4 protein-coding genes (1 of these 4 running past the window's edge) are annotated in these 20493 nt (G+C 70.0%); all 4 read right to left on the minus strand.

What is annotated here, in order from left to right; all coding sequences use genetic code 11:
- Positions 1 to 18025 carry the 5' end (the start) of a non-ribosomal peptide synthase/polyketide synthase gene (locus ACWF82_RS10715; protein WP_452500090.1) on the minus strand. It extends 25952 nt beyond the left edge of the window, so 18025 of the gene's 43977 nt are visible here — the first part of the coding sequence; the start codon lies at positions 18023 to 18025; its stop codon lies off the left edge, out of view.
- Between the two features lie 410 nt (positions 18026 to 18435).
- On the minus strand, positions 18436 to 19191 hold the full coding sequence (gene cobM, locus ACWF82_RS10720; RefSeq protein ID WP_452500092.1) for a precorrin-4 C(11)-methyltransferase: 756 nt from the start codon (positions 19189 to 19191) through the stop codon (positions 18436 to 18438).
- Positions 19192 to 19304: 113 nt separating this feature from the next.
- The gene (locus ACWF82_RS10725; protein WP_452500094.1) at positions 19305 to 19736 is read right to left on the minus strand and encodes a hypothetical protein; all 432 of its coding nucleotides are present in this window, start codon (positions 19734 to 19736) and stop codon (positions 19305 to 19307) included.
- Entirely contained in the window at positions 19736 to 20365 is a 630-nt protein-coding gene (locus tag ACWF82_RS10730) for an Rpn family recombination-promoting nuclease/putative transposase (RefSeq protein WP_452500096.1), read from the minus strand. Before ACWF82_RS10730 ends, ACWF82_RS10725 begins: the two co-directional genes overlap by 1 nt.
- Positions 20366 to 20493: the final 128 nt, after the last annotated feature.

Raw genomic sequence — 20493 nt, forward strand, 5'->3', positions numbered from 1 at the left:
GGGTGGTCACCCGCACGAGCTCGTCGTCGGCGATCGGGCCGCCGTCGAAGCGAGCGAGGTCGAGATCGTCGAGCACGAGCCAACCGGCCGCGGACGCGTCCGTAGCCGGGCCGTCGAGCGTGGTCTCGGACTCCTGCGCCCCAGCCTGCGCGATGTCGGCACGCTCAGCGGGCGAGGAGTCGCTCGCGGCAGGCGGCGCGATGTCGGGCAGGCCGCCCAGCACCGACGCGACGGTGATACCCAGCGGCGAACCGGAATCGGTGACCATGTGGGCGATGCGGTCGGCCGGGTAGGTCGGGTCGACCGGGACGAAGGCCGCGCCGGTCTTGGCGACAGCCCACGCGGCCAGCACCGAGTCGGCCGAACGTGGGATACCGACCGCAACGAGGTCTTCGGCGCCGATGCCCTCGGCGATCAGCAAGCGCGCCAGGCGGTTCGAGCGTTCGTCGAGCTCGGCGTAAGAGAGAGCTGTCCCCTGGAACACGACGGCATCGCCGGTCGGGTTCTGGTCGACGGCGTCGGCCAGCAGGCTGCGCAGGGTGCGGGCGGGTACCGGCGGTTCGCCGACGCGGAACACCAGGTCGGCCCGCTCGGCGGCATCGAGGACGTCGATCGCGCCGACGGTCACCGCGGCATCGGCGGCGACCGCTTCGAGCACGCGCTCCCAGCGGGTCGCGATGGTGCCGACGGTGGCTTCGTCGAACAGTTCGGTGGCGTAGTTCAGTGCCAGCGCCATGCCGCCGCTGCCGGGCTCACCGAGCTCGGAGAGGGTGAACTGCAGGTCGAAGCGGGCGACGCTCTCGTCGAGATCGAGCGCCGACACCGCCAGGCCGGGCAGTTCCAGGGTGGTGCGGTCCAGGTTCTGGAAGGCCAGCATCACCTGGAACAGCGGGTTGCGCGACTGCGAGCGCTCCGGCGCCAGCAGTTCCACCAGGCGCTCGAACGGCACGTCGGCATTGCCGTAGGCGTCGAGGTCGGCCTTGCGGGACTGCTCGAGCAGGTCGGTGAAGGACTCGGCCGGGCGCACGCCGGTGCGCAGCACCAGGGTGTTGACGAACATGCCGACCAGGTCGTCGAGTGCCTGCTCACCACGGCCGGCGATGGGCGTGCCGATGGCGATGTCGTCGGAGCCGGACAGGCGCGCCAGCAGCACCGCCAGCGCGGTGTGCATGACCATGAACAGCGACGCGCCTTGACGGCGCGCCACCTCGTCGAGCTTGGCGATGAGCTCCGGCGCGAGCTCGCGGTGCACGGTGGCGCCGCGATGCGAGGCGATGGCCGGGCGGGCACGGTCGAACGGAAGGGTCAGCTCGTCGGGGATGCCCGCGAGCTGGCGCTGCCAGTATCCGACCTGGCGCGACAGGAGCGAATCGGTGTCGTCCTCGGTGCCGAGGACCGCGCGCTGCCAGATCGCGAAGTCGGCGTACTGCACCGGCAGCGGCGCCCAGCCGGGCGCGGTGCCCTGGGCGCGGGCGGTGTAGGCCAGCATCACGTCGCGGGTCAGCGGCGCGATGGAGAAACCGTCGGCGGCGATGTGGTGCACGACCACGACCAGGACGTGTTCGGTGTCGGTGACCTTGAACAGGCGGGCGCGCAGCGGAACCTGTTCGGCCACATCGAAACCGGTGGACACGAACTCGGTGACGGTACCGAACAGCTGATCCTGCGCGACCGTGACCGGGCGCAGGTCCAGCGAAATACGTTCCGCCGCGACGATCTGCTGCACCGGGGTGCCGCCGTGCTCGGGGTAGCGGGTGCGCAGCGACTCGTGCCTGCGCACCAGGTCGGCCAGCGCCAGCGACAGCGCCTCGGTGTCGAGGGCGCCGGTCAGGCGGATCGCGACGGGCAGGTTGTAGGCCGCCGAGGTGGTGTCGTACTTGTTGAGGAACCACATGCGCTGCTGCGCGAACGACAGCGGCACGAGTTCACCCTCGGTGCGCTCGCGGGCGACGAGCGCCGCGCGCGCGGTGCCGCCGGTGTGCGATTCCACCCGGGCCGCGAGGGCTTCCACGGTCGAGGCTTCGAACAGCGCGCGCACCGGCACGGTGGCGCCGAGCGCGGCGCCGATGCGGGCGACCACGCGGGTGGCGATGAGCGAGTTGCCGCCGAGGTCGAAGAAGTCGTCGTCGACACCGACCCGGTCCAGGCCGAGGACGTCGGCGAAGACCGCGGCGACGGTCTCCTGCACCGGGGTGACGGGCGCGCGGAAGGCACGCGCCTGCACCGCGGGAGCGGGCAGAGCACGGCGGTCCAGCTTGCCGTTGACGGTCAGCGGGATCCACTCGAGGCGGACCAGCGCGGCCGGAACCATGTAGGCGGGCAGCTGTTCGGCGGCACCGCTGCGCACGACGTCGAGGTCGGGCTGGGCGTCGCCGTCGGCGACCACGTAGGCGACGATGCGCTGGTCACCCGGCTGGTCCTCGCGCACGATGACCGCGGCCTGCGCGATGCCAGGCTGCGCGAGCACGGCGGCTTCGATCTCGCCGAGTTCGATGCGGAAGCCGCGGACCTTCACCTGATCGTCGGCGCGGCCGAGGTATTCCAGTTCGCCGAAGCGGTTCCAGCGCGCGAGGTCACCGGAGCGGTACAGGCGCGAACCCGTCTGGTTCGGGCCGGCGAGGGGGTTGGCGACGAAGCGGGTCGCGGTCAGGTCGGGGCGGCCGAGGTAGCCGCGCGCCAACTGCGGTCCGGCGACATACATTTCACCCGCGACACCGACCGGCACCGGGCGCAGCCGGTTGTCGAGCACGTACACGCTCAGGCCCGCGATGGCCCGGCCGACGACCGAACCGGCCGCGGCGGCAATGGTTTTCGCGTCGAGCGCGCGGAACGACACGTGCACCGTGGTCTCGGTGATGCCGTACATGTTGACCAGCGTCGGCGAGCTGTCGCCGTGGCGGGCGACCCAATCCGAGAGGCGGCGCAGTTCGAGCGCCTCGCCACCGAAGACGACGTAGCGCAGGGCAAGCGGTTCCAGGCCGGGTCCGGCGATCCGGTCGGCCTCGGCGAGCTGGTAGAACGCCGACGGCGTCTGGTTGAGCACCGTCACCTGCTCCACGCGCAGCAGTTCCAGGAACTGTTCGGGCGAGCGCGAGGTGTAGTAGTCGACGACGATCAGCGAGCCGCCGAACAGCAGCGGACCCCACAGCTCCCACACCGAGAAGTCGAAGGCGTAGGAGTGGAACAGCGTCCACACGTCGCGCGGGCCGAAGCCGAAGTCGCGATCGGTATTGGCGAACAGGCGCACCACGTTCCGATGCGCGACCGCGACACCCTTGGGGCGGCCGGTCGAGCCGGAGGTGTAGATGACGTAGGCGACATTGTCCGGCGAGAGCGGGGCCAGCCGGTCGGCGTCGGTGATCGGCAGGTCGTCGGCGTCTTCGACATTGCCGGTCTCCACGGCGAAGCCGTCGAGCACCACCGAGGGCAGGTCGGCGGGCACCGTCACCTGGACGGTGGAGTCGAGGACGACGCTGGTCGGGCGGGAATCCTCGAGCACGTAGGCGATGCGCTCGGCCGGGTAGGTCGGGTCGACCGGCACGTAACCGGCGCCGGTCTTGACGACGGCCAGCAGCGCGACGACGAGGTCGAGCGAGCGCGGCAGGATCACCGCGACCAGCGACTCCGGGCCCGCGCCGTCGGCGATCAGCCTGCGCGCCAGCACATTCGCGCCGCGGTCGAGCTCGGCGTAGGTCAGCGATTCGACGCCGAACTTGGCCGCGATGCGGTCCGGGTAGGCGGCGGCCGCCGCGTCGAACAGGTCGACCAGCGTCGTGTGCTTGTTGCCGAACAGGCCGCGGCGGTGGCCCGCCGGGGTGCTGGCGTCGTGGATGACCGGCAGGGCGATGGCGTCGGCGCCGGAGGACACCCAGCGCTGGGCGACGTCGCGCTGTTCGGCCTCGCCGAGCAGGTCGATGTCGCCGACGATCACGTCGGGGTTCTCGGCGACGCTGCGCAGGATGCGGATCAGGCGGTCGCCGAAGGCGGCGACGGTCTCGGGGTCGAACAGATCGGTGGCGTAGTTCCACGACATGGCCAGCGAGCCGTCGGCGGCTTCGCCCACGGTGAGCTGCACGTCGAATTTCGCTGTGCCCGGGTCGAAGTCGACGACATTCAGATCGAGGCCGGGCAGGGCGACGGTGCCGGTGTCGGCGGCGGTGGCCGCCTCGAAGGTCAGCGCCACCTGGAACAGCGGGTGGTGGGCCTGCGAACGGGTGGGGCTGAGCACGTCGACGAGGCGCTCGAACGGCACGTCGGCATTGGCGAACGCGGACAGGTCGACCTTGCGGACCTGGTCGAGCAGGTCGCCGAAGCTGCCGCCGAGGTCGACCTCGCTGCGCAGCACCAGGGTGTTGACGAACATGCCGACGAGGTCGTCGATGGCACGCTCGCCACGGCCCGCGATCGGGGTGCCGATGGCGATGTCGGTGCTGTTGGACAGGCGCGCGGCCCAGGTGGCCAGTGCCGCGTGCATCACCATGAACAGGGTGACGCCGTGCGCGCGGGCGATGTCGGTCAGCGCCTGGTGCAGTCGGGCGTCGACCGAGAAGCGGTACAGGTCACCGGCATTGGTGGCGATCTCGGGACGCGGCCGGTCGGCGGGCAGCTCGATCTGGTCGGGCAGGTCACGCAGCTGCTCGGTCCAGTAGCCGATCTGGCTCGCGGAGACCGACTCCGGATCGGACTCCTCGCCGAGCACCTCACGCTGCCACAGCGTGTAGTCGGCGTACTGCACCTCGAGCGGGGCCCACGCGGGGACCTCGCCGCGGACACGCTCGGTGTAGGCGACGACGACATCGCGCAGCAGCGGGCGCAGCGAGAAACCGTCACCGCTGATGTGGTGCATGACCAGCACGGCGACGTGGTTGCGCTCGTCGACGCGCAGCAGGCTCGCGCGGAACGGCACCTCGCGGGTGACGTCGAAGTGCACGCTCGCGAGCTCGACCACGCGGGCGACGACCTCGTTCGCGGTGACCGGCTGGGCGGGCAGCGCGAAGCGGACCTCGTCGGCGGGCAGCACCTGCTGGTAGCCGGCGCCCTCGACTTCGGGGTAGAAGGTGCGCAGCGACTCGTGCCGCGCGGTCACATCGGCGATGGCGGCTTCCAGCGCGGCGACGTCGAGGTCGCCGGTCAGCCGGATCGCCACCGGGATGTTGTTGACGGCGGTGCGGTTGTCGAAGCGGTTGAGGAACCACATCCGCTGCTGAGCCTGCGACAGCGGCACCAGCTCGGGGCGCGGCTGCGGCACCAGCGGGATGCGCCCGCCGCGACCGGTGGCGGTCTCGACGCGGGCCGCCAGCGCGGCGACGGTCGAGGCCTCGAACAGCGCGCGCAGCGGCACCTGGGTGTCGAGCGCCTCGGACAGGCGCGCCGCGACCCTGGTGGCCACGAGCGAGTTGCCGCCGAGTTCGAAGAAGTCGTCGTCGAGGCCGACCTGACCGGCGCCGAGCACCTCGGCGAAGGTGGCGGCGACGATCTGCTGCACCGGGGTGACCGGCGCCTGGAAGGTGCGCGCGGCGAACACCGGCGCCGGCAGCGCCTTACGGTCGAGCTTGCCGGAAGCGTTGAGCGGGAACGCGTTCAGCACCACATACGCGGCGGGCACCATGTACACCGGCAGTTCGGCGCCGAGCGCGTCCTTGACCGCGTCGGTGTCGACGGTGGCACCGGCCTGCGGGATGACATAGGCGACCAGCTGGTCACCGGTGCGCTCGTCGGCGCGGACAACGACCACCGACTGGGCGATCTGCGGCAGCGCGGTGAGCGCGGACTCGATCTCGCCGAGCTCGATCCGCAGACCACGCAGCTTCACCTGGAAGTCGGTGCGGCCCAGGTATTCCAGCTCGCCGTCGGCGGTCCAGGTGACGAGGTCACCGGTGCGGTACATGCGCTCGCCGGGCGCGAACGGGTCGGCGACGAAGCGGTCCATGGTGAGGTCGGGGCGACCGACATAGCCGTGCGCCAGCTGCACACCCGCGAGATAGAGCTCACCCGCGACACCGACCGGAACGGGCCGCAGCCGCGAATCCAGCACGTACAGACGGGTGTTGAACACCGGCGCGCCGATCGGCACGGTGTCGGTGTCGGCGTCGGTGACCTCGTGATAGGTCACGTCGACCGCGGCCTCGGTGGGTCCGTACAGGTTGTGCAGCGCGGCGCCGGTCAGCTCGCGCAGGCGCTGCGCGGTCGGCGAGGGCAGCGCCTCACCGGAGGCGAACACATTGCGCAGCGAGACACAGTCCGCGGCAAGGGGTTCGGTGACGAACACGGCCATCATCGACGGCACGAAGTGCACCGTGGTGACCTGCTCGGCCGCGATCAGGCGGGCCAGGTAGGCCGGGTCGCGATGCCCGTCCGGCTTGGCGACGACCAGACGCGCGCCGACCTGCAGCGGCCAGAAGAACTCCCACACCGACACGTCGAAGGTGGCTGGCGTCTTCTGCAGCACCACGTCGTCGGCGGCCAGGCCGTAGGCGGCGTGCATCCACACCAGGCGGTTGACGATCGCGGCATGGCTGACCGCCACACCCTTGGGCCGACCGGTCGAGCCGGAGGTGAAGATGACGTAGGCGGTGTTGTCCGAGCGCAGCGGGCGATGCCGGTCGGCGTCGGTGACCGGCTCGGCCGAGTGGCCGGACAGGTCGAGCTGGTCGATGCGCACCTCGCGACCGGCGGCTCCGGGCAGGCTCTCCCCGGCGGTCAGCACACACACCGGCTGCGCGGTGTCGAGGATGTGCTCGATGCGCTCGGCCGGGTGATCGGGGTCGAGCGGCACGTAGGCGCCACCGGCGGCGGACACGGCGTACATGCCGACCAGCAGGTCGATCGAGCGCCGCATACCAAGGGCCACATACGATTCCGGGCCGACACCGGCGTCCTTGAGCCAGCGCGCCAGCTGACGCACCCGCACCGCGAACTCGGCGTAGGACAGACTCGTCCCCTCGAACGTGAGCGCGGTCGCGTCGGGTGTGCGCGCGACCTGCGCTTCGAACAGGGCGTTGAGGGTGGCCGGGTCGTCGTCGCTCGGGGTGCTCAGCGCGGCGTCGACGGCGAATTCGGTGTCGTTCCACCGGTCGAGCACCAGGGTGCGCTCGGCGTCGTCGAGCAGTTCGATGTCACCGACGGCGATCGACGGGTCGGCCACGATGCCGGTGAGCACGCGCAGCAGACGCGCGCCGAAGGTCGCGGCGAAACCGGCGTCGAAAAGGTCGGTGGCGTAGACGAGTTCGGCCTCCATGTGGCTGTCGTCGTCGGCGGGCACCTCGCTGAGCGCCAGCTGCAGATCGAACTTGGCCACGTGCTGGTCGATGCCCAGCTCGGAGACGGTGAGGCCGGGCAGTTCCAGGGTGGTGCGGCCCAGGTTCTGGAACGAGAGCATCACCTGGAACAGCGGGTGCCGCGCCTGCGAGCGGGCCGGGTTGAGCACCTCGACGAGGCGCTCGAACGGCACGTCGGCGTGCGCGAAGGCGGCCAGGTCGTTCTCGCGGACCTGACCGAGCAGGTCGGCGAAGGAGACCGCGGGGTCGACCCTGGCGCGCAGCACCAGGGTGTTGACGAACATGCCGACCAGGTCGTCGAGCGCCTGCTCGCCACGACCGGCGACGGGGATGCCGACGGCGATGTCCTCGGTGCCGGACAGGCGCGACAGCAGCGCGGCGAAGGCGCTGTGCACCACCATGAACAGCGTGGTGCCGTGCTCGTGCGCGACCCGGTTCAGCGCGTCGACCAGTTCGCCTGGCACGTCGAAGCGGTGCGTGCCCGCCTGGTAGGTGGCCTGCGCGGGCCGCGACTTGTGGCCGAGGCGCAGCTCGTCGGGCAGATCGGCGAGCGCGCCGCGCCAGTAGTCGAGCTGCTCGGAGATCAGCGAGGTGGGATCGGTCTCCTCGCCGAGGGTTTCGCGCTGCCACAGCGCGTAGTCGACGTACTGCACCTCCAGCGGCGGCCAGCCCGGCTCGGCGTTGGCGGTGCGCGCCACGTAGGCGGTCATCAGGTCGCGCACCAGCGGGCGCAGCGAGAAACCGTCGGCGGCGATGTGGTGGACCACCATCACCAGCACGTGCTCGCGCTCGCCGAGCTCGTAGACCCGCAGGCGGACCGGGGCGTGCGCGGTGACGTCGAAACCGCGACGGGCGAACTCGTAGAGCGAGGTCGCCATGTCGGTCTCGTCGGCCTCGACGAGTTCCAGCTCGGGGATGGAAACGGCGGCCGCGAGGACCTTCTGGAAGGCGGTGCCGTCGTAGGACGGGTAGACGGTGCGCAGCGACTCGTGCCGCGCGATCACGTCGGCGACCGCGCCGCGCAGCGCGGGCAGGTCGAGCAGGCCCTGCAGGCGCACGGCGACCGGGATGTTGTAGGTGCCGGTGTCGCCGGTGTCGCCGAGGTCGAAGCGGTTGAGGAACCACATCCGCTGCTGCGCGAGCGACAGCGGCGGGTGCTCGGGACGCTGACGCGCGGTGAGCTCGGCGCGCACGCCGGTGCCCGCGTGCGATTCCACGCGGGCCGCGAGCGCGCCGACGGTCGGCGCCTCGAACAGGGTGCGCACGCCGACCTCGGCGTCCAGGGCCTTGCTCAGCCGGGCCGCGACCTGAGTGGCCACCAGCGAGTTGCCGCCGAGGGCGAAGAAGTCGTCGTCGACGCCGACGCGCTCGGCGCCGAGCAGGTCGGCGAAGATCTCGGCCACGATCTCCTCGATCGGGGTCGAGGGCGCGCGGAACACCTTGGCCTCGAACACCGGCGCGGGCAGCGCCTTGCGGTCGAGCTTGCCGGAGGCGTTGAGCGGGAACTCGTCGAGCACGACCAGCGCCGCGGGCACCATGTAGACGGGCAGCTCGGCGGTGATCCCCGCCTTCACCGCGGCGATATCGATGCTCGAATCCGCTTCGGGCACCACATAACCGACGAGCTGGTCACCGGCGTGCGCGTCGGCACGAACGACGACGACCGACTGCGCGACACCCGGCTGGGCCAGCAGCGTCGCCTCGATCTCGCCGAGCTCGATGCGCAGACCGCGCAGCTTGACCTGGAAGTCGGTGCGGCCCAGGTAGTTCAGTTCACCGTCGCGGGTCCAGGTGACGAGGTCACCGGTGCGGTACATGCGCGAACCGGCCGCGCCGTACGGGTTGGCGACGAAACGGTCGGCGGTGAGATCGGAGCGGTTGAGGTAGCCGACGGCGAGCTGATCGCCCGCCAGATACAGCTCACCCGCGACACCGGGGGCCACCGGATGCAGGCGCGAATCCAGCACGAACACCCTGGTGTTCCACACCGCACGGCCGATCGGCACCGACTCCACGTCGGTGTCGACGACCTCGTGATAGGTGACGTCGACCGCGGCCTCGGTGGGGCCGTACAGGTTGTGCAGGCGCGCACCGGTGAGCTCGCGCAGGCGCTGCGCGGTCGGCGCTGGCAGCGCCTCACCGGAGGCGAACACCTGACGCAGCCGGACCGCGTCACCATTGCCGTTGCTGCCGAGGGTGGACACGAACACCGACAGCATCGACGGCACGAAATGCGCTGTCGTGATGCCACGTTCGGCGATAATCTGCGCCAGGTAGACGGGGTCGCGGTGGCCGTCGGGCTTGGCGACGACCAGGCGCGCGCCGGTCTGCAAGGGCCAGAAGAACTCCCACACCGACACGTCGAAGGTGGCCGGAGTCTTCTGCAGCACCGCGTCGGCGGCGTCGATCGGGTACTCGTGCTGCATCCACAGCAGGCGGTTGACGATCGCGGCGTGGTCGACCCCGACGCCCTTGGGGCGGCCGGTCGAACCCGACGTGAAGATCACGTAGGCGGTGTTGGACGCCCGCAGCGGGCGGGCGCGCTCGGCATCGGTGATCGGCGCTGCGCTGAAATCGGCGGGCAGCTCGATGTTCTCGACCGCGAGGACGGTGACGCCGTCGGCCTCGAACGCGTCGCGGCGGCTGGTGAGCACCAGCCGTGGCTGCGCGGTCTCGATGATGTGGCCGATGCGGTCGGCGGGCTGGTCCGGGTCGAGCGGCACGTACGCGGCACCGGTCTGCAGCACCGCGTACATGGCGACGACGAGTTCGGTGGAACGCCGGATCGCCAGTGCCACATGGTCACCGGGGCCGACGCCGGAGGCGATCAGGCTGCGGGCGATGCGGTTGGCCCGCTCCTGCAGCTCGCGGTAGGACAGCGACTCGTTCTCGAAGACCAGCGCGACCGCGTCGGGGGTCCGCTCGACCTGCGCGTCGAACAGCGAGACCAGGGTGCCGGCGGGCACCTCGCGCGCGGTGTCGTTCCAGTCGACGAGGACCTGCGCGTGCTCCTCGGGAGCCAGCAGATCGATGTCGCCGACGGACACCTCGGGATCGGCGACGATGGCGGCGAAGATGTTGTCGAGCCTGCGCGCGAACGCGGCGACCGTCGACTCCTCGAAAAGGTCGAGCGCGTAAGAGAATTCGGCCGACATGCCGCCGGCTTCCCCGTCGGTGTCCTGCACCTCGGTCAGCGTCAGCTGCAGGTCGAACTTGGCCAGCTGGGAGTCGTAGTCGATGCCGCTGACCGAAAGGCCGGGCAGCTGCAGCGAGGCCTGCTTGTTGTTCTGGAACGACAGCATCACCTGGAACAGCGGGTGACGCGCCTGCGAGCGCGGCGGGTTGAGCACCTCGACGAGCCGCTCGAACGGCACGTCGGCGTGCGCGAACGCCTGCAGGTCGGTCTCGCGGGCCTGGTCGAGCAGGGCGGCGAACGGGGTCGCGCCGTCGACCTGGCTGCGCAGCACCAGGGTGTTGACGAACATGCCGACGAGGTCGTCGAGGGCCTGGTCACCACGACCGGCCACCGGCGTGCCGATGGCGATGTCGCTGGTGCCGCTGGCGCGGGCGAGCAGCACGGCCAGCGCGCTGTGCATGACCATGAACAGCGAGGCGTTGTAGCGGCGGCCCAGTTCGACCAGGGCGCGCTGGGTGTCGCCGGAGATGACGAAGCTGTAGGTGCCGCCGCGATAGGTGGCGACCGGCGGGCGCGGGTGATCGGCCGGGAGCACCAGCTCGTCGGGCAGATCGGCGAGTTCGCGGGTCCAGTAGTCGATCTCGGAGGAGATCAGCGACTGCGGGTCGTCCTCGGAACCGAGGACCTCGCGCTGCCACAGCGCGTAATCGGCGTACTGGACCGGCAATTCGGCCCAGGTCGGCGCCTCCCACGAGGTGCGCGCGGCGTAGGCGACGATGACATCGCGCGACAGCGGCGCCATCGACCAGCCGTCGGCGGAGATGTGGTGCACCACCATGCCGAGCACGTACTCGGTCTCGCTGATCTCGAAAAGCCGTGCGTGCAGCGGCACTTCGCTGGTCACGTCGAAGGCCATCGACGCCAGGTCGATCAGGTGGTCGATGAGGTTGTCCTCGGTGACCCGGTACGGGGTCAGGTCGGGGACGATCTGCGCGGCGTCGAGCACCACCTGCACCGGGCCGTTGCCCGACTCGGGGAACACGGTGCGCAGCGACTCGTGCCGGTCGATCACGTCGATGACGGCGACCTGCAGCGCGGCCACATCGAGGTCACCGGACAGCCGGATCGCGACCGGGATGTTGTTGACCGCCGAGGCGGTGTCGAAGCGGTTCAGGAACCACATGCGCTGCTGAGCCAGCGACAGCGGCACCTGGCCGGGCCGCTCACGGGCGACCAGCGCCTTGCGCGCGCCGTCACCGGCCTGGGACTCCACCCGCGCGGCCAGGGCCGCGACGGTGGGCGCCTCGAACAGCATGCGCACCGGGACACGGGTGTCCAGGGCGATGCCGATGCGGGAGGCGACCTGGGTGGCGATCAGCGAGTTGCCGCCCAGCTCGAAGAAGTCGTCCTCGACACCGACCCGCGAGAGCTCGAGCACTTCGGCGAAGACCTGCGCGACGATCTGCTCGATCGGGGTGGTCGGGGCGCGGAACTCGCGCACCTCGAACACCGGCGCGGGCAGCGCACGGCGATCGAGCTTGCCGTTGACCGTCAGCGGGATGGCGGCGAGCACCATGATCGACGACGGCACCATGTACGCGGGCAGGCGTTGCGCGACATGCTCGGTCAGCGCGGGGATGTCGATCGAACTGCCCGGCACCGCGACGACATAGGACACCAGCGAGGTGCTGCCGCCCTTGTTCTTGTGGCCGATGCTGACCGCGAAGTCGACGGTCGCGTGCGAGGCGAGCGCGGAGTCGATCTCGCCCAGTTCGATACGGAAACCGCGGACCTTCACCTGGAAGTCGGAGCGGCCGACGTATTCGACATTGCGGTCGGCGGTCCAGCGCACCACGTCACCGGTGCGGTACATCCGCTGACCGGGCGCGTACGGGTTGGCGACGAAGCGATCCGAGGTCAGCGCGGCGCGCGCGTGGTACCCGCGCGCCATGCCGACGCCGCCGATGTAGAGCTCACCGGCCACGCCCACCGGCACGGGGCGCAGGCGGTCGTCGAGGATCAGGGTGTGGACACCGCGGATCGGGCCACCGATGACGACCCGCTCCCCCGGGATCAGGCCCTCGGAGAGGTTGGAGGCGATGGTGGTCTCGGTGGGGCCGTAGACATTGCCCAGCATGCGGCGCGAGCCGTCGGGCAGGCGGACCGCCCACTTGGTGACCAGCTCCGGCGGGACCGCCTCGCCACCGGCCGCGAGCACCCGCAGGTGGTCCAGGCCGCGCGCGTCGAAGGTGGCCAGCGCGGCCGGGGTCACGAACGCGTGGGTGACTTCCTCGGTGATGAGGATGTCGCGCAGTTCCTCACCGCCGTAGACGCCCGGCGGGACGACGACGAGCGTGCCGCCGCGACCCAGCGCCAGCAGCAGTTCCAGCACCGACGCGTCGAACGAGGGCGAGGCGAAATGCAGTGCGCGGGTGTCGGAGTCGAGCGAGTACAGGTCGATCTGCTCGGCGCAGAAGTTGGCGACGCTGGCATGGGTGACCACGACGCCCTTGGGCACACCGGTGGAACCGGAGGTGTAGATCAGGTAGGCGGGCTGCGCGGGATCGGTCGGGCGGACCAGCTCGCGCGGCGCCAGCGGGGCGTCGGAGAAGTCGTCGAGATCGATGTCGTCGATCTCGATCCAGCGCACCGACTCCGGCAGCTCCCCCGCGTCGGAGGTGACCGTGATACCAACGGACACACCGGCATCGGTGATCATGTGCGCGATGCGGTCGGCCGGGTAATTCGGGTCGACGGGCACGAACGCGGCGCCGGTCTTGGCGACCGACCACACCGCGAGCACCGACTCCAGCGAGCGCGGCACGGCGACGGCGACGAAGTCCTCGGCGCCGAGGCCCTGCTGAATCAGCAAGCGCGCCACCTGGTTCGAGCGGCGATCGAGCTCGCCATAAGAGACAGCTGTCCCCTCGAACACGACCGCGGTCGCCTCGGTGTCGAGGGCGGCCTGCGCCATCAGCTGCGGCAGCGTGCGCGCGACCGCGGCGGGTGCGCCGTAGCGGGTGACCAGGTCGGTGCGCTCGGCGTCGTCGAGCACGTCGATCGCGCCGACGGTGACGGCCGGGTCGGCCAGGATCGCGCCGAGCACGCGCCGCCAGCGCAGCAGCAGTTCCTCGACGGTCGACCGGTCGAACAGATCGACGGCGTAGGTGAGCACGCCGGTCATACCCGACAGCGAGCCCGAACCGGTGTGCTCCTCGGTCAGGGTCCACTGCAGGTCGAACTTGGCCATGTCGACCTCGACCTCGTCGGCATCGACCGAAAGACCGGGCAGTTCCAGGGTGCCGTGCGACATCTCCTGGAACGAGAGCACCACCTGGAACAGCGGGTGGCGGGCCTGCGAACGCGACGGGTTGAGCACGTCGACGAGCCGCTCGAACGGCACGTCGGCGTTGGCGAACGCGCTCAGGTCGGTTTCGCGGGTGCGCGCGAGGAATTCGCTGAACGGCTGGGTCGGGTCGACGTCGGAGCGCAACACCAGGGTGTTGACGAACATGCCGATCAGGTCGTCGAGCGCCTGCTCGCCACGGCCGGCGATGGGGGTGCCGACCGCGATGTCGGTGGTGCCCGACAGCCGCGCCAGCAGCACGGCCAGCGAGGCGTGCACGACCATGAACAGGGTGACGCCGTTGGCGCGGGCCAGCGCGGCCAGCTGCTCGTGGGTCTCGGCGTCGATGTCGAAGCCGACGCGCGCGCCGCGGAAGCTCTGCTGCTGCGGACGCGGGCGGTCACTGGGCAGGTCGAGCTGGTCGGGCAGGCCGTCCAGCGCCCGCTGCCAGTAGTCGAGCTGGCGCGCGGCCATCGACGCCGGATCGCTCTCGGCGCCGAGCAGTTCGCGCTGCCACAGGGTGTAGTCGCGGTACTGCACCGGCAGCGGCGCCCAGCCGGGGGCCTCGCCCGCCGAGCGGGCCAGGTAGGCGGTGGCGACGTCGCGGGCCAGGGGGCCGAAGGAGAAACCGTCGGCCGCGATGTGGTGGACGACGAAGGCGACCGCGAATTCCGGTGTGCCGTTGGTGGTTCCGCCGGTGACCTGGTAGATCCGCACGCGGATCGGCAGTTCCAGGGTGACGTCGAAACCGGTGGAGGCGAAGTTGATCAGCTCGTCGTGCAGCAGCGACTGATCGATCGGGGTCACCGTGATGCCAAGGTCGAACTCGTCGGCGCCGAGCACCTGCTGGAAGCCGCCGTCGGCGTCCGGGAAGATCGTGCGCAGCGATTCCTGGCGCACGACAACGTCGTTCAGCGCGTCGATCAGCGCGTCGACGTCGACCCGGCCCTTCATCCGCACGACGAAGGGCAGGTTGTAGGTCGGCGCCGCGGGGTCGAACTGGTTGATGAACCACATCCGCTGCTGGGCCAGCGACAGCGGCACCTGATCCGGATGCTGCTTGGCGACCAGCGGCGGACGCGTGCCTGAAACATCGGCAGGCGTCGCGGATTCGACGCGCGCGGCCAGGCCTGCCACGGTCGGGGTCTCGAACAGCGCGCGCACACCGAGCTGGATGCCGAACGCGGCGCCGATCCGGGCGACGACCTGGGTGGCGACCAGCGAGTTGCCGCCGAGTTCGAAGAAGTTGTCGTCGGCGCCGACCCGCTCCTGGCTGAGCACATCGCCGAAGATGCCGGCCACGATCTGCTCGGCCGGGGTGCGCGGCGCGCGGAAATCGCCCGCGGCCGCGCTGAACACGGGCTCGGGCAGGGCCTTGCGGTCCAGCTTGCCCGAGGTGTTGAGCGGGAACGCGTCGAGCACCATGATCGACGCGGGCACCATGTAGGTGGGCAGCTTCTCGGACACGAAACGGGTCAGCGTCGCCGGATCGGCGGACTGGCCGGGCGCGGACACGATGTAGGCCACCAGCTGCTGGCCGGTCGCGGTGTCGACAACGAGCACCGCGGCCTGGCTGACGGTCGGGTGCGCGAGCAGGTCGGTCTCGATCTCGCCGAGCTCGATGCGCTGACCGCGGAACTTCACCTGGAAGTCGGTGCGGCCGATGTACTCCAGGACGCCGTCGGCGTTCCAGCGCACCAGGTCACCGGTGCGGTACATGCGCTCGCCGGGGGCACCGACCGGGTTGGCGACGAAGCGGTCCGAGGTCAGGTCGGGGCGGCCGCGGTAGCAGCGGGCCAGCTGACGGCCCGCGAGGTACAGCTCACCCGGTGCGCCGATCGCGGCCGGGCGCAGCCGCGAATCCAGGACGTAGACTTCGACATTCCACTCGGGGATACCGATCGGCACCGTGACGGTGTCGGCCTCGGTGGCCTCCCAGTAGGTGACCGAGACCGCGGCCTCGGTCGGGCCGTACAGGTTGTGCAGGCCGGCGGTGGAGATCGCGCGCAGACCGGCGGCGGTCTCCGGCGGCAGCGCCTCACCGATGACGAAAACTGCACGCAGCGTTGCGCATTGGGCCTGGGTGGCGTGCGAGACGAAGACGGTGAGCATGGACGGAACGAAGTCCGTCACGGTGACGCCGTGGCGTTCGATCATGTCCGCGACGTAGAGCGGGTCGCGGTGGCCGTCGGGCGAGGCGATGACCAGCTTGGCGCCGACCATCAGCGGCAGGAAGTAGCCCCACAGCGACACGTCGAAGGTGGTGGCGGTCTTCTGCAGGTAGACGTCGTCCGCGGTCAACCGGTACTCGTCGAGCATCCACAGCTCTTGGTTGACGATCGCGTGGTGGGTCACCGCGACGCCCTTGGGGCGGCCGGTCGAACCCGAGGTGTAGATGACGTAGGCGGTGTTGTCGGGGCGCAGCGGCGCCAAGCGCTCGGCGTCGGTGACGGGGGTGTCGGCGAACGCGGTGGTGTCGAGGGTGTCGATCTCCACCCTGGCGACCGTGTCCGGCAGGTCCAGGTCGTCGCCGGTGGTGGTGAGCACGCAGACCGGTGCCGCGGACTCGAGGATGTAGGCGGTGCGGTCGGCCGGGTGATCCGGGTCGATCGGCACGTAGGCGCCACCGGCCCGCAGGACGGCGTGCATGCCGATGACCAGGTCCAGCGAGCGGCGCATGCCCAGCGCCACCAGCGACTCAGGGCCGACGCCGTCGGCGATCAGGAACCGGGCCAGCCGGTTGATCCTGGCGCCGAACTCGGCGTAGGTGAGGGTCTGGCCCTCGAAGTCGAGGGCGATGCTGTCCGGGGTCAGCGGGATCTGCGCGTCGAGCAGCGCGGGCAGCGTGGTCGCGGGGACCTCGTGCGCCGAGTCGTTCCACTCGGTCAGCGAGCGCTCCAGCTCGGCCGCGCCGGTGACCGGCAGGCTCCACACCGGGGCCACCGCGTCGGCGGCGAGGAAGCGGTCGAAGAACTCGAGGAAGCGGCTGTGGTGGGTGGCCGCGTCGGCCGCCGAGTACAGGTTCGGGTTGGTCTCGAAGTCGATGTGCGAGCGGGTGCCGCCGTGCGACTGATAGAAGTTGACGCCGAGGTCCTCGATGGAACCGGTGGAGAGCACGTTGAGCGTGCCGTCCATGTCACCGAAGCGCAGCTCGTTGTCGAACAGCATGATGTTGACCCACGGGCCGAAGAACTCCGTGGCGACCATGCCGTCACCCGCCGAGTCACGGCGGATGTCCTCGTGGCGGTAGCGCTGGTGGCGCAGGGCACCGGAGACCTCGGTGGTGACCGAGCGCAGCAGGTCGGCGACGGTGGTGTCGTGGCCGACGCGCAGGCGCAGCGGGACGATGTTGGAGGTCACACCGCCGGAGCGGCGCATCACGGCGGTGGTGCGGCCGGTGACCGGCAGGCTGAGGATGACGTCCTCGGTGCCGGTGATCTGTGCCAGGTACGCCGCGAAACCGGCGATCAGCAGCGGCGCCGAGGTGGAGTCGTGGCGGGTGATGGCATCGCTGAACAGCGCGTCCTGCGCCGGGCTCAGTGCCGCGCTGGTGACATCGTTGACCGGCGAGGGCGCCGCCGAGCGGCCGGTGAGGCTGCTGCCCTCTTCCAGCCCGGCGACGCGCTGAGCCCAGTGCGCCTTGTCGGATTCGAAGCGGGTGCTGTCGCGGTAGGCGATCTCCGACTCGTAGAGCGTGCGCAGGTCGGTGGCCTTGTCGGCCGGTGCCTCGGTGCCGGTGACGGCCGCGGTGTAGAGCTGTGCCGTGCGGGTGACGAAGTTGTTGGCGCCGAAACCGTCGAGCACGATGTGGTGGACGCGGGCATACCAGTACCAGCGCTCGTCCTCGAGCTGCAGCGCGGCGGCCTGGACCAGGCGGTCGGCGACGATGTCGAGCGGGCGGCTGTACTCGCCGCGCATCCACTCCGCGGCGGCGGCCTCGGGGTCGGACTCGCCGCGCAGGTCGACATAGATCAGCGTGTCGTCCTGGGTGAGGTCGACGGTCTGCATCGGTTCGCCGTCGATCTCGACGATGCGCAGGAAGCCCGACTGCTGCTCCGCGGCGGCCTCGGAGCTGGCGCGCTCGAGGATCGCGACATCGAGGCGGCCACGCAGGTCGACGAACTGGGCGATGTTGATCGGCACCAGTGGGTCGACGTGCTGCGCGTACCAGATACCCAGCTGTGCGGGCGAGAGCGGGAAGTACTCCGCAGAGTCTCCACGTCCGTCACCAGTTTCGCCGTTTCCGCCGAAATCCAGCCGGTCCAACCCAAACCTCGTTTCCGGAACACCCGAGCAGGCGCTCCCCCGACGACACCGGAACGCAGGCGCCTCAGCCAGAACTAGCTTGGCGCCTGCGTCTCGGGTTCACTTCTCGAAATCAATCAGGCAAAAATGTCCATTGGCACTATCTGTCGGCCCGTCCGATCTTGTTACATGGCCGAGACCATGCTCATGATCGAGGACCCGGCAGCGCCGGTGTGCTCTTCGCAAACCATCGCACCAATCTACCGGTGCGCTCGCCCGGCAACCAACCACCTCCATAGCGACGCGACATCGGCCCAGGTAGACCGCAAGCGGCCCGTTAGCTGACGCTTGTCTGCGCGCCCACATCGTCGCGGGAGAGCCGCCACACCGCAGCGAGTGAGGCGTGGATCACACCAATTGGTCTGTTGTGACTACGGACTGAGGCCTCTGACCCTGGCCGGGTCGTAGAGATGAGACTGGGCGCAGTCGATCGACGGGGTCATCGCGCGGCCGACCAGGATGACGGCGGCTTGGCGGAGGCCTGCGGCTTCGACCTGGTCGGCGATGTCGGTGAGGGTGCCGCGGAGCACACGTTGTTCGGGCTGGCTGGCGCGGTAGACGACGGCGACCGGGCAGTCGGCGCCGTACTCGGTGACGAGTTCCTCGGCGATGACCCTGATGCGGGTGATCGCGAGGTGCAGGGCGAGGGTGGCGCCGGTGGCGGCGAAGTTGGCGAGGGCCTCGCCCGCGGGCATCGCGGTGGAGCGGGCCTGGGTGCGGGTGAGGACGACCGACTGGACGACTTCGGGGACGGTCAGTTCGGTGCCGAGGGCGGCCGCGGCTGCCGCGTAGGCGGGGACGCCGGGGGTGATGTCCCAGGGGACGCCGTGCGCGTCGAGGCGGCGGGTCTGTTCGGTGAGGGCCGAATAGAGGGACGGGTCGCCCGAGCACAGGCGGGCCACGTCACGGCCTGCCTGGTGGGCGCGGACCAGGTGGTCGGTGATCTGGTCCAGGTCGAGGTGCTGGGTGTCGATCAGTTCGGTGTCCGGTGCGCAGTGGGCGAGGACCTCGGGGTCGAGGTAGGTGCCCGCGTAGAGGCAGACCGGGCTCTCGCGCAGCAGGTTCACCGCGCGCACCGTGAGCAGGTCGGCCGCGCCGGGGCCCGCCCCGATGAAATGAACAGCCATGGAACGCGAGTCTACGGCCGTCGGCTCGCCCGATCCCGCACTGTGTGCGGGTCGGCCGCGACTGCGATCGCCTGGATGCCGCGCCCCAGGACCGGCCCGCTGGCCATCGGCAGTCAGCTGAGCGCTTCCTCGATCGTCGTCGCCGTCACGAACTGGAGTGCCCACCGATCCAGCTCTGCCAGCGTCGCCGCCCGCACCCGCGCGGTCACCGCCTCAGACACCGCACCGAACTTGAGACCCAGCTGCTGAAGCAACATGTCAACTTTTCCGCAAACCTCGCCACGTGCCTCGCCACGTGCCTCGCCTCGTGCTTCCAGCATTTCAGCGGTAGTCACAATGGCCTCCCTTACGCGCGGTTCCAGCCGGTCGAGTAGCGGTTCGAATTTATCCGGTTCAACGTCGCTGACACGACCAATGTACGTCACAACCGCACTGAGATCATCGGTACCGTTCGCGCCGCAGAACATCTCCGATATATCGTCGACCAGCGAAAACAACCGTTCCACGACGTCGTCACGGCTCGCCACCTGCAATGCGTACAACATCACCAACCCGCCGGTGTCAACGGACGCTTGCGCAACTCGGCCAGATCCACGGCACCGACATCGTCGATGACATACCGAAGTCGCGGAACCAACTCCCCCAGCGACTCCCGCGCCGTCGCCGACATCGCGAACAACTGCGACAGCTCCGTCGCCGCACGCCACCGCCGCCCCTTGGGATGAGCATGGACAACCAGCGGAACGATCATGGGCAACAGCTCGGTCCCCGGATGGTCACCCACATATCGCGTCCAGATATTGACCATGTACTCGGCCAACCGCAACGCCATCAACTTGTCCGGGCGACTCTGGTGCTCGACCAGACAGTAGACAAACGTCGGCTGCTCCTCGACCTCCACCGAGAACAACAGATCTCCATACCGCGACCGCAGATGCGCCGAGACATACCCGGACGGCAACAGCCGCAACGTCGACCAGTCCGCCTGCGCGACAAACGCTTCCGGCAACTGCGACCGCAGCTCGGAAGCAGCGTTCTCCGGACGACCGAGGATCCGGCGGCACAGCGCGTCGTGCGGACTACCCCCTTGATCAGCCATAGCCATACCGGATGAATACCAGACGGGTAGGACAAGGATTGCGGGCCAGTCGATCCGAGCAGCGACCGAGGTCACCCAGCCGACAACGATGCGCGTTCTGCTGCTCATCGCCGGTTGTCGACCGCGAGAACTGGCGTCGGCGGGTGCCGCGGCGAGCTGGCAAGTAAGTTCTGACCCGTCGGCGGAAGCCGGCACGACGACAG

Source organism: Nocardia sp. NPDC055053, assembly GCF_053608285.1.